Source organism: Candidatus Omnitrophota bacterium (genome assembly GCA_028715965.1).
Lineage (GTDB): Bacteria > Omnitrophota > Gorgyraeia > Tantalellales > Tantalellaceae > JAQUQS01.
The window spans coordinates 1-16,137 of the sequence record JAQUQS010000016.1; the positions used below are offsets into that span (position 1 = coordinate 1).

The window sequence follows — 16,137 nt, forward strand, 5'->3', positions numbered from 1 at the left end:
CGGCTTTTTCCGTGGAGAAAGGCAAAGGTTATCATCTTTCTTTCAGCGGGGAGTTCATGGCTATAATTAGAGAGGTCCTGTCAGATCCCCTGATCCGCAAGGTGGGATATAACGTGAAGTCGGACCTCATCCTGCTAAAGGGGCTTGAAGTGGAGTTCCGGGGACAGACCGAGGACATCATGATAGCGGATTACCTACTAAACCCGGGTAGAGGTAATTATGCTCTTGATACGATAGCCATGAACCGGTTGGGCTATAATCTTGCCGGATCGACGGTGGATGACGATAGCGGCATAAAGGCCTGTGAAGAGGCGGATGTTGCCCTCAGGGTGCATCTCGGTATGTCCGGGGAGATCTCCAAGGCGGGGCTCAAAGAGCTTTATTATGACGTGGAGATGCCACTTGTATACGTCCTGGCGTCCATGGAAATTGAAGGTGTCGGGATAGACAAGGAGTATCTCGCGCGGACATCACAGGAACTCGGCGCCAGAATAGAGAAGATGTCCTCCAAAATATATGATATCGCGGGAGGCGAGTTCAATATAAACTCGCCGAAACAACTCCAGACAGTGCTTTTCGATAAGCTTGACCTACCGGTCATAAAGAAGACAAAGACCGGAGCGTCGACCGATGAGTCCGTGCTTGTGAGACTGGCGGAAATGCATGAACTTCCCCGGGAGATATTGAAATACAGGGAAATAAGTAAACTGAAGGCGACTTATTATGACTCCATGCATTCACTTATCGATGAAAGAACGGGGAGGCTTCATACCAGTTTTAACCAGACAGGTACGGTAACCGGAAGGTTGTCGTCCAGCGGGCCAAACCTCCAGAATATACCGATAAGGACGGACCTGGGAAGGGGTATCAGGAAAGCTTTCATTCCGGCCGAAAAGGGAGACGTGGTCTTCAGCGCGGATTACTCGCAGGTTGAGCTCAGGATATTGGCACATCTGTCGAAAGATAAAAAGCTCCTGGAGGCTTTTAGCGAGGGTGAGGACGTGCATAGTTTTACGGCTTCCGAGATATTCAATGTTCCCAGGGATAAGGTCACGGGTAAGATGCGGAGTACGGCAAAGACCGTTAATTTCGGCATAGTATACGGTATAAGCGCGTACGGTCTGTCCAAGGACCTGGGTATCGGGATACAGGAAGCACAGAGTTTCATTGACGCTTATTTCAAGAGGTATGAAGGTGTGAGGACCTTTATCGAGGATACGATCACGTCAGCGCGGGATAAAGGCTATGTGGCTACTATCCTCAACAGGAGGCGTCCCATCCCGGATATAAACAGCGGCAACGAGAAACTCCGCGGGTTCGCCGAACGTACGGCGGTCAATACGCCCGTACAGGGGTCCGCGGCCGATGTGATCAAGATAGCGATGATCGGCTGTTGGAAAGAGTTCCGGGATACGGATATCAAGATGATATTGCAGGTACACGATGAGCTTGTGTTCGAGATGCCGGCAGATAAGGTGGATAAGGCGGCAATAAGGATAAGGGAGATAATGGAGGGGGCGTTGCCATTATCAGTGCCGCTGAAAGTAGATATGGAATACGGTAGTAACTGGCTGGATATGGAAGAAGTCAAGGCATAGTGTCATGGCGAAAAGACTGGTATTGGGGATAACCGGAGGCTTGGGGTCGGGGAAGACGACGGTCGCGATGATCCTGGCCGAAAAAGGCGCTGTCCATATAGACGCCGACAAGATAGGGCATGAACTCCTGGAAAAAGACATGGAGGTCGTGCGCGAGATCAAAGAGCAGTTCGGGGAAGAGGTCCTCATCGCGGGAAAGATTGATCGCGGGAAACTGGCCGGTAAAGTTTTTTCCGACGGCGGGAACATGGAGCGGTTATGCGAAATAACGCATCCGAGGATAGCACGGGCGATAAAGGAAAAAGTGAACGCGATAGATGAAGGTGTCATAGTGGTCGACGCGCCGCTTCTTATCGAAGCGGGACTTGGGGCTATCGTCGACAGGGTCATCCTGGTAAAGGCCTCGGATGAGATAAAGATAGCAAGGGCCGTAGGGCGTGGCATGAGCAAAGAAGAGGCGCTTCGCAGGCTTGCTCTTCAGATGCCTGACGAGGAAAAAGAGCGGAGCGCTGATATTATCATAGAGAACAGTAAAGACATGGTTGAGTTAAGAAAAGGAGTAGACGAGATATGGCAAAGAATATGAAAGACCCGAAAGAACTGGATATAGTGCATCTAAAGAACATGAAAATAGGTGAGCTTACCGATCTGGCCAAGGATTTGAATATCAACGGTATAAGCGGTATGAAAAAGCACGACCTGATATTCAAGATACTGCAGACCAAGATAGAAAAGGACGGTATGGCTTATGGGGAAGGAGTGCTGGAGGTGTTGGAGGACGGGTTCGGGTTCCTGAGGAGCCCCGACTATAACTATCTTCCGTGTCCGGACGACATATACGTGTCCCCGTCACAGATACGCAGGTTCAACCTCCGTACCGGTGATACCGTGAGTGGCCAGGTAAGACCGCCAAAGGAAGGGGAAAGGTATTTCGCGCTTCTTAAGGTCGAAGCGGTGAATTTCGAGAATCCTGAAGTAGCCAAAGGCAGGATATTGTTCGAGAACCTTACGCCTCTGTATCCGGATGAAAGGTTCAAGCTGGAAACAGATCCGCATGAGATATCAATGCGTATAATGGACCTCTTGACCCCGGTGGGAAAAGGGCAGAGGGGCATGATAGTCGCGCCGCCGTACAGCGGAAAAACGGTATTCCTGCAGAAATTGGCGAATACCATAACAAAGAACAATCCCGAAGTGAAATTGATAATACTTCTGATAGATGAAAGACCCGAGGAAGTTACCGATATGCAGAGGTCCGTAAAGGCCGAGGTGGTGGCTTCCACGTTCGACGAACAGCCGCAGAGGCATACTCAAGTGGCGGAGATGGTGCTCAATAAGGCAAAGCGGCTAGTTGAACATAAGTTCGATGTCGTTATACTTCTGGACTCGATCACCAGGCTTGCCAGGGCGTATAACGCTACCGTACCGCATTCAGGGAAGATCCTTTCGGGTGGTGTGGATGCCCACGCGTTACATAAACCTAAAAGGTTCTTCGGAGCGGCCAGGAACGTGGAGGAAGGCGGAAGCCTCACCATAATCGCTACCGCTCTTGTGGATACCGGCAGCCGGATGGATGAGGTCATTTTCGAGGAGTTCAAGGGTACTGGTAACATGGAGATCCAGTTGGACCGTAACCTCTTCCAGAGGAGGATATATCCGGCCATCGATATCAAGCGGTCTAATACCAGGAAAGAGGACCTTCTTGTTCCTGAGGACGAACTTAAGAGGGCATGGCTTATGAGGAAAGCCCTGAGTGACCTTGATTCCGTAGAGGCGATGGAGCTATTGATCGACCGGTTGAAAAAGACCAAAACCAACGAGGAATTCCTCCAGAATATGGGTAAGGCATGATAAATGAATGAGTTATGTCTAAATAGTTTTGTATCGGGAGGGATGCCGGAAGGCTGGATAATTCAATAAATATCAGATATGCTGTATATTTACATAAATTTCGCAATAAACGCTTGAATTTTGCTGAAATTTTAGTACAATGAGTATTCCTAATTTAAGTTAAATGTTTATATATACATATCAAGGAGGTTAGTAGTGAAGAAAGGTATACATCCTAAGTACAAGGAGGCGACGTTCGTATGCGCGTGCGGGAATACGGTCCACACCCGTTCTACGAAAGAGAACATACATGTCGAAATATGCTCAAGTTGTCATCCTTTCTATACCGGCAAACAGAAATTGGTGGACTCCGCCGGTCGGGTAGAGCGCTTTCACAAACGGTATGAAGGGAAAAAGAAGGGAAATTAACGCAAAGACCATGATCGAGAAGTCATATCTTTTGTGTTGTTCCCGCGCGTTCATACGCGTGATGCCCGGGTTTTAACCGTATATAGCTCTCAGTTCATGAACTGAGAGCTATTTTCTATCATATTAATATTATTCGCGCGTGATATATAATGATGAATAAAATATCAGATATAGCGGAAAAGAAGAAACAGATATATCTATCACTTGAAAAAGAACTGGCGTCGCCGGAGCTTTTGGCGAACCGTGAGCAATATAAGACCAAGGCCAGGGAGTACGCGGAGCTCAAGGATGTAATGGAGGTATACGATAGATACCGTTCTCTTCAGGAAGAGCGCGATGGGCTTGAGCGGATGATAGAAGAAGAGGGCCAGGACAGCGAATATTCCGCAATGGCCAGGAACGAACTGGAAGGCATATCCGAAGCCGTGGAAAAGACGGGAGCGGAGCTGGAAGACCTTTTGATCTCCGAGGACGAAAGCGAATACAAAAAGAACGTTATTATGGAGATACGCGCCGGGACGGGAGGCGTGGAGGCCGGTCTTTTTGCCGCCGACCTGTACAAAATGTACACGAAGCTGGCGGATAAGATGGGCTGGCGGATATCCGTTATCAGTATGAGCCAGACGGAAAAAGGTGGGATAAAGGAGATCATATTCTCGGTAGAAGGTTCCCATGTGTTCAAGAACTTGAGGTTCGAGATGGGCACGCACCGTGTGCAGCGGGTTCCCGAGACCGAAGCCAGCGGGAGGATACATACGTCGGCAGCGACGGTGGCGGTGCTGCCGGAGGCAGATGATGTCGAGGTGGATATAAAACCGCAGGACTTGAAAATAGATGTGTACAGGGCCTCGGGCGCAGGCGGGCAACATGTGAATGTCACGGATTCAGCGGTGAGAATAACACATATGCCAACGGGGGTGGTGGTGAGCTGCCAGGATGAACGCAGTCAGCACAAGAACAAGGCTAAGGCGATGAGAGTGCTCAAGGCGCGTATATTCGAGCAAATGCAGCTGGAACAGCGGAACACGAGATCGGCCCAGAGAAAGAAACAGGTCGGAAGCGGGGACAGGTCGGAGAAGATCAGGACGTATAATTTTCCCGAGAACAGGGTCACCGACCACAGGATAAACCTTACTATCCATAACCTTTCAAATATATTGGAGGGAGATATGGAGGCCCTGATAAAGGGGCTGCAGGATGAGGACCGGAAACTGAAACTGGAGACGATGTGACCACGGGTCTGGTGGACGATAAAAGAGCTCTTGAGGACACGCCAACGCAATATCTGCGTGGTTGGGAAGATTTTATGGGGATCAGGTTGAATGTCGATCCTCGCGTTCTTATCCCCAGGCCGGAGACCGAGCTTCTGGTCGCGGTCGCGGCGGAAACTCTCAGAAAGTCGGGCGTTCTGGAACCTGCCGTGCTTGATATCGGTACGGGAAGCGGGGCTATAGCCCTGGGACTTTTGAAGTTACTTGGTAACTGTCGCTTGATCGCCTGTGATATCTCGAAAGACGCTCTCAACGTGGCCGAGAGCAACATCATGAAGTTAGGATGCGCATCCAGTGTGGAACTCATGTTCTCAGATGTTTTTTCGGCGTTCGGACCGGAGCATGAGGACATGTTCGACGCGATATTGTCCAACCCGCCGTATGTTTCCGACAAGGATTACGAAGGGCTGGATGAATGGGTCAAGGCCGAACCGAGAGTGGCGCTTTGTTCAGGGCCCGAGGGTATGGACCATATAACACGTATCTTGTCGCGTGCGATGAGATACCTGAAGCCCGGAGGTTTCGCGGCGATAGAGATAGGCTATGACCAGGCGGCAAAGGTCAGGGGATGTTTCCGGGACAACGGGTTCGTAGATGTGCGTTCTTACGCTGACCCGGCCGGATACGAACGTGTGGTCGCGGGGAGGAAAAATGGATAAACTCATGGTCGAAGGCGGCCGGAGGTTAGCGGGCGAGATAAGGGTAAGCGGGGCGAAGAACGCGTGCCTTCCGGTCCTTGCGGCGACATTGCTTACAGAGGAAGGCTGTCTTATACGGAACGTGCCGGACCTTAAGGATATATCGACCATGGTTAAGCTTCTTACCTGTTTCGGCAGGGAAGTAAAGCTTGGCAAGAATAGTGTCGAGGTATTACCCGGTAAGATAACCGGAGTTACGGCACCGTACGAACTTGTTAGCACTATGAGAGCGTCAATAGCGTTCCTTGGTCCACTTATCGCGAAATGCGGCGAGGCGCGAGTATCTTTTCCCGGCGGTTGTGTTATCGGTCCCAGGCCGGTAGACCTGCATCTTAAGGGGTTAAGACGTTTAGGCGCGGATATCCGCACGGAAGAAGGGTTCATAGTCGCCAAGGCGCGTAAGCTGAAAGGCGACAGGATATATCTGGGGGGACATTTCGGTTCCAGTGTGCTGGCTACGGCAAATACCCTCATGGGTGCCGTACTGGCTGAAGGAGAGTCGACGATAGAGGACGCGGCATGTGAGCCTGAGGTATCGGACCTGGCGAACTGTCTTGTCGCTATGGGTGCCGAGATAAAAGGGATAGGGACACCTACCTTGAAGATAAAAGGCGTTAAGGCCTTAAGGGGGGTTGAATACGACATAATCCCCGACAGGATCGAGGCGGGGACATATATGATCGCCGCGGTAGCAACTAACGGCCATCTTTTCCTCAAAGACGCTAAGATGGACCACAATCTCGCGCTGATCGACAAGTTGGAAGAATGCGGCGGAGTGGTCGAAGCTTCGGAGGACGGCATTGACGTGAAGCGTGACGCGAGGACCATACGTTCCACGCATATAACCACACTTTCGTATCCGGGGTTCCCTACGGACCTACAGGCCCAGATGATGAGTCTTATGACCGTTTGCGACGGGATAAGCGTGATAACGGAAAAGATATACCCCGAACGTTTTATCCATATAAGTGAACTGAACAGGATGGGGGCGGAGATAATCCTGGAAGGTTCTTCGGCGATAATACGCGGGGTCAAAGAGCTCAGTGGCGCTCCGGTAATGGCTTCGGACCTCAGGGCGTCCGCGGCGCTTGTCCTGGCTGGCCTTATCGCGAAAGGGCAGACTGAGATATCAAGGATATACCATCTCGACAGAGGATACGAACATATCGAGGAAAAATTATCCGCTGTAGGTGCGAAAATATGGAGAGTGAAAGAATAGAGAATAACGGCTTATCCGGATGTTCATGCCCGGATAGGGCCGGAAACGGCAATATGGAAAAATAAAGGAGGAAAAGGTAATGGCAGTAGTTCTAAGACTCAAGCGTTTCGGGACGAAAAAACGTCCTTTTTACCGGATAATCGCGGTAGACAAACCGGCGAAGAGGGACGGCAAGGCTCTGGATGAACTGGGTTTCTATGACCCCAAGAAGGGCAAGGAGCATGTCGAACTGGACAAGGAAAAGGCCGCTTATTGGCTGAAGAACGGCGCTAAACCGTCAGAGACCGTAAGCAGCATACTAAAGAGACTCGGTGTTTGACCGGGATGCCGGTGATGTCGATATGTTCAGTGATCGATATTTCGGATATTAAAAAAATGAAGATCGAAATAGTGACATTATTCCCGGGTATGTTCAGCGGCGTTTTTGAAGAGTCCATGGTGCGTATAGCTCAGAAAAAAGGCATGGTCAGCATCGTAACGCATGATCTGAGGAAATGGACCCACGATAAACACCGTACGGTCGACGACAAGCCTTATGGCGGAGGGCCGGGGATGGTGATGAAAGTGGAGCCGGTCGACAGGTGTATCGAAGACCTGAGGAATGAGGCGGGAGATAGCTCGCCTGTCTTTGTGCTCCTGACGCCCCAGGGGGAAAAATTCACGCAGAAGTGCGCCAGGAAACTGTCGGGATACGGGCATATGGTCCTCATATGCGGGCATTATGAGGGGTATGATGAACGGATACGCAGTCTGGTGGACATGGAGCTGTCGGTAGGGGATTTCATTCTGACATGTGGAGAAATACCCGCCATGGCGGTATGTGACGCCGTGACGAGGCTTTTGCCCGGGGTTCTCGGGGACGAGGCCTGTCTTGAGGATGAATCTTTCGAACATGGGATGCTTGAATATCCGCAGTACACAAGGCCGGCGGAGTATAAGGGGATGTCAGTACCGGATGTGCTTATGAACGGTGACCCTAAAAAGATAAAGGAGTGGCAGGCCGAACGTGCCAGGGAAAGGACACTGAGTCGCAGGCCTGATCTACTGGTAAAATAGCCAAGAGGAGGAAAAATGAGACAACAGGTAGCTAGTCTTGAGAAAAAATACATCAAAGCAGGGAAACCCGAGTTCAGGATCGGGGATACTGTAGATGTGCATTTCAGCATCCAGGAAGGCGATAAGAGAAGGATACAGGTGTTCGGCGGGATAGTGATATCCATAAAGGGTGTCGGCATTAACAAGAACTTTACCGTTCGCAGGATATCCTACGGTGAAGGTGTGGAGAGGATATTCCCGATGAACTCGCCGCTACTGGAGAAGGTAGCCATCAAGAAAAAGGGAAAGATCAGGCGGGCAAAGCTTTACTATTTACGTGGCAAAAAGGGTAAAAAAGCCACTAAAGTAAGGGAAAAAGTTGAGCAAAAGAACGGCTGATATCGGTACGCTTGACCGGTTCTGCCATGAGGACAGGGCCATGGCGGACGGGTATCTTAACGTGGCCGGGATAGACGAGGCAGGAAGAGGGCCCCTGGCGGGTCCGGTGTCCGCCTCAGCCGTGATCATCAAGGATCGCGTTTTCACGGCGCGTATAGACGACTCTAAAAGATTGACCGCCAAGAATCGTGAGCGGGCTTTTGTTGAAATAATCGAGAAATGTGATGTCGGTATAGGCACGGCGAGCGTTGAGGAAATAGATAAGTTGAACATATATAACGCTACCCTGCTGGCGATGAAACGGGCCATTGGGGACCTTAACACGCGACCGGATTTCCTTCTGATAGACGGTAACATGAAGATGCCGGGAGGGTTTCCGCAGTTGGCCCTTGTTTCCGGTGAAACTTATAGTTTTTCCATCGCGTGCGCGTCGATAATAGCTAAAGTGTACCGTGACCGCATAATGATGGACGAGGATGGAAAGTATCCCGAATACGGTTTCAAGAACCACAAGGGATATGGGACAAAGGAGCATCTGGAGAACATAAGAAAGCATGGGCTGTCACATATACATCGGAAGACCTTTGGACCTTTTGGGTCCCACAGAACGTAATGTGAACATGGTTGTCATCTGTATGGATCAAGCCGGATATTGTTTGCGATCGATTTTATAAGCTCGACCGAAAAACAAAGGAGAATGCCTTATGGGGTACAGTTATGACGCAAAGGTCGCCTCGACGATTAAGCTCAAGGATATAGATGATATCGCCAGAAAAGCGGGGATAGCGTCGAAATATCTCAAGAAATACGGGAAATACCGGGCCAAGGTCTCTGCCGAGATGCTCAAAGGGCCTCTAAACAACCGGAAACCCGGGAAACTCATCGCGGTAACTTCGATAACACCTACATATCTTGGAGAAGGTAATACCGTGACAACGATAGGTCTTGGTATGGCCCTCAATAGGTCCGGGAAGAAGGCGATACCATGTATATGCCAGCCTTCACTCTCACCTGTGTTCGGGCTTAAAGGAAGCGCGGTGGGCGGCGGATACGCGCAGGTGCTTCCCGCTGAGGAGATAACACTTGAGATGCAGGGTGATTTTCACGCTGTTTCAGCGGCGCAGAACCTTTGCGCCTCATTTCTGGACAACAGCCTTTTCCTGAAGAACCCGCTAAAGATAAATAAGGACAATATCGTGTGTCGCAGGGTGACCGAGATAGGGGACAGGTCCCTGCGGAACATTTCCATCGGGGGTGGAGGAAAACTTCATGGCGTGAGCCGTAAGAGCGGGATAGATATCCTGCCTGCGTGTGAATGTATGGCGATACTTTCCTTGTCAGAAAGCCTTAAGGACCTCAGGACGCGCCTGGGGCGCATGATAGTGGCTTTTTCCGAGGATGGGAAACCCGTTACCGCGGATGATCTGAAGGTGGCCGGAGCTATGACGGTACTCATGAAAGAATCCTTGAGCCCGAACATCGTGCAGACCATAGAGCACACCCCGTGTTTCGTCCATGCCGGTACTTTTGCCAACGTTTCGCATGGTTCCACCTCCGTCATAGGCGACATGATGGCTCTGGCGCTTGCTGACTACGCCGTGGTAGAGACGGGTTTTGGTGCCGATATGGGGCTTGAGAAATTCATCGATATCAAGTGCCGCCAGTCCGGATTGAAACCGGACGTGATCGTGGTGAATTGTTCCATAAGGGGTCTTAAGATACACAGCGGGGACTACGTGTCGAAGACCGGCAATATATCCGCGGACCTTAAGAAAGAGAACCTGTCGGCTGTCGATCGCGGGTGCTCTAACCTTGAAAAACAGGTCGAGAACCTCAAGCTTTTCGGGGTGCCAATAGTCGTGTGCCTGAACAAATTCGAGTCCGATACTGTGAAAGAGACCGATGTGGTCGTCCGCAGGGCGGAAGCCCTGGAGGTGGAAGGTATAGCCGTGAGCGATGTATACCGTTCAGGCAGTAAAGGCGGAGCGGAACTGGCCAAAGCCGTGACGGAAGCTTCCAAGATCCCATCCAAGTTCCGGTACCTGTACCCGGTAGATATGCACCTGAAAAGCAAGATAGAAAGGGTGGCCAAGTCCATATACGGGGCCAGTGAGGTCAAGTACTCCGATCTGGCTACCGAGAAGATCGGCCAACTTGAAGCGACCAAACTGGACCAGATGACCATAAGCATGGTCAAGACCCCGTATTCTCTTTCCAATAACGCGGCCAAGAAGGGTAGGCCTCGCGGGTTCAAGTTGACGGTAGAAGATGTGGATATAGCCTCCGGCGCGGGATATGTGCTCGTGGCCTGTGATAACGGCGAGAACTCGATGCCAGCGCTTCCCAAGAACCCGAGAGGCATGAAGGTGGATGTGGATCTCAAGACAGGTGAAACGAAAGGGCTGTTCTGATATTATGGGGGATAGGTTCATCAAGACCCCGGTAGCGGGGTATATAAGCGAGCTCTCCGCTCGATCCATGGTGCCAGGCGGCGGTAGCGCGTCGGCACTGGCGGCGTGTCTGGGCGCCGGGCTCAACCTTATGGTCATAAATTTCAGCATGGGCAAGAACATGCCGGATAAGGTCACCAGTGTTATGAAGGTCTTCAGGGACAAGCAACAGGAGATACTGGAAAGCCTGGAAGGCAGTGTGGACGGGGATTGTGAGGCGTTCACGGAACTGATGAAAGCGTTGTCTGACGGTACTCCGTCCGATGAGAAATATATACGCGCCGCTAAAGAACCTTTGAACGTGTGCCGCAAGTCCCTTGAGTCCCTGGAAATAACCGGGCTTATCGCGAAAGATTGCAACAAGAACCTTATGACGGACGTGATCAGCGCCGCTCATATGCTAAGGGCATCATTTTGGTCGGCCAGGGTGAACGTGGAGATAAACCTTCCGGGGATAAAGGACGCGGCTTTTGTGTCAGTTGTCAGGAAGGAACTGGAAATAATGGCGGAGAAGATCGCAGAATTGCATGGTAACGTAACGTCGGGTACGGGGGTATTCTGATATGGCTACGATCATAGATGGACGTGAAATAGCCCGCAGGATAAAAGAAGAGGTCCGTGCCCATGTTGACGGGATAACCACTTCGGGAGCGCCGGCCCCAAGGCTTGTGTCCTTATCATCCGGAGCGGGTGATGACGCCGAGATATATATAAAAATGCAACAAAGAGCCGCCGAACAGGTAGGTATCGAGTTCGTGCGAAAGGACCTGGGAGAGAACGCGAGAATGGCGGATATGATGGCCGAAGTGAAAGAGCTGAACGCCGACAAGGGGACCACCGCCATTATCCTGCAAAAACCGCTTCCTTTCAATGGTGAACATAACCGTATCGTGGCTTGCGTGGCCCCGGAAAAGGACGCGGAAGGACTTCATCCTTTCAATCTGGGTAAGATATTGCGCAAGGAGGCCGATATCGTGCCATGTACTCCGGGAGCGGTAATGCATATCCTCAAGGTTTCCGGTGTGGAGCTTTATGGTAAAGAGGTCGTTATCGTAGGGCATTCCGAGATCGTGGGGAAGCCTTTGAGCCTGATGATGCTGAACCAGGGAGCGACTACGACGGTATGTCATATAGCTACCGCGGAAGCCGGTACTTTGACGGAGCATACTCAGGGAGCCGAGATCCTGGTCGTCGCGGTCGGGAAAGCCGGTCTTGTAAAGGAGAACTGGGTATCCAAGGGTGCCGTGGTGGTGGATGTCGGCATAAACAGCGTGGACGGGGTTATAACCGGGGACGTGGATTTCGAGGACGTTTCGCGCAAGGCCTCTGTGATAACCCCCGTGCCTGGCGGCGTAGGGCCGGTAACTGTAGCTATCCTCATGAGGAACGTGCTCAGGGCTTATTTGCGGCAGGCTCCGGGGGCCAGTAGCTGTAAAGCGTGATCTCCGGTTTTATCATAGGACAAATAATATAAGGGAAGAAGGAATGGGGAGAATATCTTTAGAGCTCGTGCCGAGAGACCCGGCAACGTTCAAGGAAGAACTGGAACTGGTCAGGGGAAAATTTCCCTGTGTTGATACGATAAACATCCCGGATATATTGAAGTACGATGTCCGTATCCCGGAGGCCTGCGAACTGGCGGCGCCTTTCTTTCCGAAGGTGATACCGCATGTGCGGGCGGTTTCCATACACAAGGATGAACCTTTTCCGTATGTGGATAGGTTCCGGGAAAATAACGTTGGTGAGGTGTTGATCATACTCGGGGACAATCCCGAGATAGTCTCCAAAAGCGACCAGCCGTGCGATTCCGTGACGCTGATATCAAAATTGAAGAGGGAAATGCCGGATATCAAGGTTTACGCCGGGATAGACCAGTGGCGGACGTCTTTCTCTGAGGAGCTTGAATATGTCGAAAAGAAAAGGGATGCCGGCGCGGACGGGTTCTTCACTCAACCTTTTTTCGACCTGGGGCTTATGGAAAAATACGCGGACAAATTGAGGGATACACATGTTTTCTGGGGACTGGCCCCCGTGATCAGGGAGTCGTCGAAGCATTACTGGGAAACCAAGAACAGGATAGTATTCCCTGAGGATTTTAAGTGTACGATGGAGTGGAACAGGGATTTCGCCAGGCAGGTGCTGGACGTAGCGACTGACGAGAAATTCCATGTATATTTCTGCCCCATAACCGTCGATGTCGTGGCGTACCTTACCGGTATCGTATAGCCAGGAGGCTGGGACCATGGACAACAAGTTCACTGTACTTGATTTTGCCAGGAAAAAGAAAGATAAAAAGAAAATAACGATGTTGACCGCCTATGATTATCCTACGGCGCAGGCGGTCGACAATTGCGGTATTGACGCGGTTCTTGTGGGGGATTCCCTGGCCATGACGGTGCTGGGATACGAGTCCACTGTAAATGTCACCATGGATGAGATGCTGCACCATGCGCGTGCGGTGAGAAGAGGCGTAAAAAGGGCATTTCTTATCGGGGATATGCCGTTCATGTCTTTTCAGGCAAGCGATGAGGACGCGGTACGTAACGCGGGAAGGTTTGTCAAAGAAGCAGGATGTGAAGCGGTGAAGATCGAGGGAGGGGAAGAGGTCTCGGGCCGTGTGAGCGCTATAGGAAAGGCCGGGATACCCGTTGTGGGCCATATAGGCCTTACCCCCCAGAGCGTTAGCAAATTGGGTGGATATAAGGTCCAGGGCAAAGACGACAGTTCCGCGGGAAGGCTAATGAGGGACGCTAAGGCGCTGGAAAAAGCGGGATGCCTGGCCCTGATCCTTGAATGCCTTCCGGCCGGCCTGGCCGGTGAAATAACCGAGAAACTCGCTATGCCGACCATCGGGATAGGCGCCGGGGTACATTGTGACGGACAGGTACTGGTGATAAACGATATAATAGGCCTGTTCGAGAAGTTCACGCCTAAGTTCGTGAAACGTTACGCGGATGTCAATTCGGAGATAAAGAGCGCCGTAAATAAATTCCGGGAAGAGGTAGAGTCGGAAAAATTTCCCGATGACGGACATTCTTTTTCCTGATATAGCTTATACAGCCATCTTGTTATGCTGGAATAATGAAACTCTTTAACGACATCAAACGAAAGATCCTGGGGCCAGCCGTTATCTTGCTCGTTGTGCCGCTTTTACACGGCTGCGGCAGGATAGCGCAGGCCACGCCATCATCGGCTAGTGATATGTTGATGGGCACATTCGTGCGGGTCATTCTTTATCCTTCTGCCGGACTCGCGGTTCCTCCCGATGGGGCGATAAACAGCGCTATCGAGCTGGCCAAAGCGCTTGAGGACAGACTGTCACTTTATAACCCAAAAAGCGCTTTGAACGACCTGAACAGGACACGGGTATCTACTGGGGATCCGGACCTATTTACAGTGATCCGACGTGCTACGGAAATAAGCCGTTCGACCGGCGGCGAGTTCGATGTTACCGTGGCGCCTATCCTGAAACGCAACGGCTTTTATTCCGAAGTTCCCAGGCAGATATTGGACCTGATCCCCGACAACGATACCGGCGTTTCCTGGACCAACATTAAGCTGGACGAAACTAACGGCTCAGTGAGCATAGCCGATGGTACATGCCTGGACCTTTCCGGTATCGCCAAGGGATATATCGTGGACCGCATGGCGGGAAAAATGAAGGAGCAGGGAGCGGAACATTTTCTCATAAACGCGGGTGGGGATATATATTGCACGGAGAAAAAGGACGGGTCCGCGTGGAAAATAGGTTTACGCGACCCTAGGACGGGAAAGGTGCTCATCACGCTTGGGATCAAGAACGCGGCGGTCGCCACGAGTGGGGACTATGAGAACAAGGTCACGGACCGCGGGAGCGGAGAGGTGGTATCCCATATAATAGATCCCTCAACTGACGGGCCTGTGAAACTGAAACCTTCCAGCGTGACCGTTATCGCCGTCGATTGCATGACCGCGGACGCGCTCGCGACGGGGATGATGGCCATGGGGGCGGAAAAAGCGGTGGACCTGGCGGACAGCATAGAGGGGGTTGAAGTGATAACCGTGGATGAGCCGGGGTCGGACGTTGTGGTGCGATATTCCGCTTCGGCCCGCGCGTATGTTCTGGGGGGGCAGGAATGAAGATAGTAGCCGCGATGTCGGGCGGGGTGGATTCGTGTGTAGCCGCGTATCTACTGAAACAGCAGGGCCATGATGTCATAGGCGTGACCATCAAGACCTGGCCCAAGGAGGAATGCGGGGCTGTGGGGGACAAGATGTGCTGTTCTTTGGACTCCATACAATACGCCAGGAGCGCGGCGGAGGATATGGGTTTTCCTCATTATGTGATAGACCTTTCCGAAGAGTTCGCGAACGAGGTCAAAAAATACTTTGTTGATGAATATCGCCGTGGCAGGACACCTAATCCCTGCGTGAATTGCAATAGCAAGATAAAGTTTGGATACCTTATCGACAAGGCCCTGGCACTTGGGGCGGAGAAGGTCGCTACCGGGCATTATGCCAGGATAGTACGGCGGGGGGAAGATCATTTTCTGGCCTCGGCCCGTAATGCCCATAATGACCAGACTTACTTCCTTTATGATATACCGCGGGACCGACTTAAACTGGTCGAGTTCCCGCTTGGAGACCTGGAAAAGCCGGAGGTGAGGGAGATAGCTCTATCCAACGGGTTCATGTCAGCTCGCCGCAAAAGCAGTCAGGATGTATGTTTCGCCACGGGAGATAAGGATTACCGGGAGTACCTGAAAGAGGGCGGTTTGGAAATATTCGTTCCCGGTGATATACTCGATATGTCCGGTAAGGTCGTGGGCAGGCATGAGGGGATAGTCTCATATACCATAGGGCAGAGAAAAGGGCTTGGCGTGGCTACCGGCAAGCCGCAGTATGTCCTTAAGATAGATCCCGTGAGGAATACCGTGACGATCGGGAATAAAGAGGAAGCCATGAAGGGCGGTCTTGTCGTGGCGGGAGTGAACTGGCTCCTGCGGGAGAACGAGCGTTCCGGACGCAGGCTTGAAGTGATGATACGTTATAACGGGGAAAGGACCCCGGCGGATATCGAGGCTATTGACGGGGATAAGGTCATGGTGAGACTCGAAAAAGAACAGTTTGCGCCCACCCCGGGGCAAGCGGCTGTGTTCTACGATGGGGACCTTGTCGCGGGCGGCGGCTGGATCGAAAGTGTTTGTGATATTAAATAGGCCATGATAC

18 protein-coding genes are annotated in these 16,137 nt (G+C 51.6%); all 18 read left to right on the plus strand.

The window, feature by feature from the left end; genetic code table 11:
- On the plus strand, positions 1-1,598 hold a 1,598-nt coding region (gene polA / locus PHH49_06705; protein MDD5488629.1), incomplete at its 5' end, for a DNA polymerase I.
- Between the two features lie 4 nt (positions 1,599-1,602).
- Positions 1,603-2,184, plus strand: coding sequence for a dephospho-CoA kinase (gene coaE, locus PHH49_06710; protein MDD5488630.1), 582 nt, complete (start codon positions 1,603-1,605; stop codon positions 2,182-2,184).
- A complete protein-coding gene (gene rho / locus PHH49_06715; GenBank protein MDD5488631.1) occupies positions 2,169-3,449 on the plus strand; it encodes a transcription termination factor Rho in 1,281 nt (426 codons plus the stop codon). The genes coaE and rho overlap by 16 nt, the downstream gene beginning before the upstream one ends.
- A gap of 195 nt (positions 3,450-3,644) precedes the next feature.
- Entirely contained in the window at positions 3,645-3,857 is a 213-nt protein-coding gene (rpmE, locus tag PHH49_06720; GenBank protein MDD5488632.1) for a 50S ribosomal protein L31, read from the plus strand.
- 149 nt (positions 3,858-4,006) lie between these two features.
- Positions 4,007-5,089, plus strand: coding sequence for a peptide chain release factor 1 (prfA, locus tag PHH49_06725; GenBank protein MDD5488633.1), 1,083 nt, complete (start codon positions 4,007-4,009; stop codon positions 5,087-5,089).
- Entirely contained in the window at positions 5,086-5,787 is a 702-nt protein-coding gene (prmC, locus tag PHH49_06730; GenBank protein MDD5488634.1) for a peptide chain release factor N(5)-glutamine methyltransferase, read from the plus strand. The genes prfA and prmC overlap by 4 nt, the downstream gene beginning before the upstream one ends.
- The gene (gene murA / locus PHH49_06735) at positions 5,780-7,045 is read left to right on the plus strand and encodes a UDP-N-acetylglucosamine 1-carboxyvinyltransferase (GenBank protein ID MDD5488635.1); all 1,266 of its coding nucleotides are present in this window, start codon (positions 5,780-5,782) and stop codon (positions 7,043-7,045) included. The genes prmC and murA overlap by 8 nt, the downstream gene beginning before the upstream one ends.
- A 79-nt stretch (positions 7,046-7,124) precedes the next feature.
- Positions 7,125-7,364: a 30S ribosomal protein S16 gene (rpsP, locus tag PHH49_06740; protein ID MDD5488636.1), complete on the plus strand. Its 240-nt coding sequence runs from the start codon at positions 7,125-7,127 to the stop codon at positions 7,362-7,364.
- Positions 7,365-7,378: 14 nt separating this feature from the next.
- Positions 7,379-8,101 (plus strand): tRNA (guanosine(37)-N1)-methyltransferase TrmD, encoded by a 723-nt coding sequence (gene trmD / locus PHH49_06745; protein ID MDD5488637.1) that lies wholly within the window; start codon positions 7,379-7,381, stop codon positions 8,099-8,101.
- Between the two features lie 15 nt (positions 8,102-8,116).
- A complete protein-coding gene (rplS, locus tag PHH49_06750; protein ID MDD5488638.1) occupies positions 8,117-8,479 on the plus strand; it encodes a 50S ribosomal protein L19 in 363 nt (120 codons plus the stop codon).
- Positions 8,460-9,092, plus strand: a complete 633-nt coding sequence (locus PHH49_06755; protein ID MDD5488639.1) for a ribonuclease HII — start codon at positions 8,460-8,462, stop codon at positions 9,090-9,092. Before rplS ends, PHH49_06755 begins: the two co-directional genes overlap by 20 nt.
- Positions 9,093-9,183: 91 nt before the next feature.
- Entirely contained in the window at positions 9,184-10,890 is a 1,707-nt protein-coding gene (locus PHH49_06760) for a formate--tetrahydrofolate ligase (GenBank protein ID MDD5488640.1), read from the plus strand.
- A 4-nt stretch (positions 10,891-10,894) separates the two neighbouring features.
- Positions 10,895-11,491, plus strand: coding sequence for a cyclodeaminase/cyclohydrolase family protein (locus PHH49_06765; protein MDD5488641.1), 597 nt, complete (start codon positions 10,895-10,897; stop codon positions 11,489-11,491).
- A gap of 1 nt (position 11,492) precedes the next feature.
- The gene (locus PHH49_06770) at positions 11,493-12,371 is read left to right on the plus strand and encodes a bifunctional 5,10-methylenetetrahydrofolate dehydrogenase/5,10-methenyltetrahydrofolate cyclohydrolase (GenBank protein MDD5488642.1); all 879 of its coding nucleotides are present in this window, start codon (positions 11,493-11,495) and stop codon (positions 12,369-12,371) included.
- 43 nt (positions 12,372-12,414) lie between these two features.
- Entirely contained in the window at positions 12,415-13,155 is a 741-nt protein-coding gene (locus tag PHH49_06775; protein ID MDD5488643.1) for a methylenetetrahydrofolate reductase, read from the plus strand.
- 16 nt (positions 13,156-13,171) lie between these two features.
- A complete protein-coding gene (gene panB, locus PHH49_06780) occupies positions 13,172-13,975 on the plus strand; it encodes a 3-methyl-2-oxobutanoate hydroxymethyltransferase (protein ID MDD5488644.1) in 804 nt (267 codons plus the stop codon).
- Between the two features lie 35 nt (positions 13,976-14,010).
- On the plus strand, positions 14,011-15,048 hold the full coding sequence (locus PHH49_06785; GenBank protein ID MDD5488645.1) for an FAD:protein FMN transferase: 1,038 nt from the start codon (positions 14,011-14,013) through the stop codon (positions 15,046-15,048).
- On the plus strand, positions 15,045-16,127 hold the full coding sequence (mnmA, locus tag PHH49_06790) for a tRNA 2-thiouridine(34) synthase MnmA (protein ID MDD5488646.1): 1,083 nt from the start codon (positions 15,045-15,047) through the stop codon (positions 16,125-16,127). Before PHH49_06785 ends, mnmA begins: the two co-directional genes overlap by 4 nt.
- Positions 16,128-16,137 lie beyond the last annotated feature (10 nt).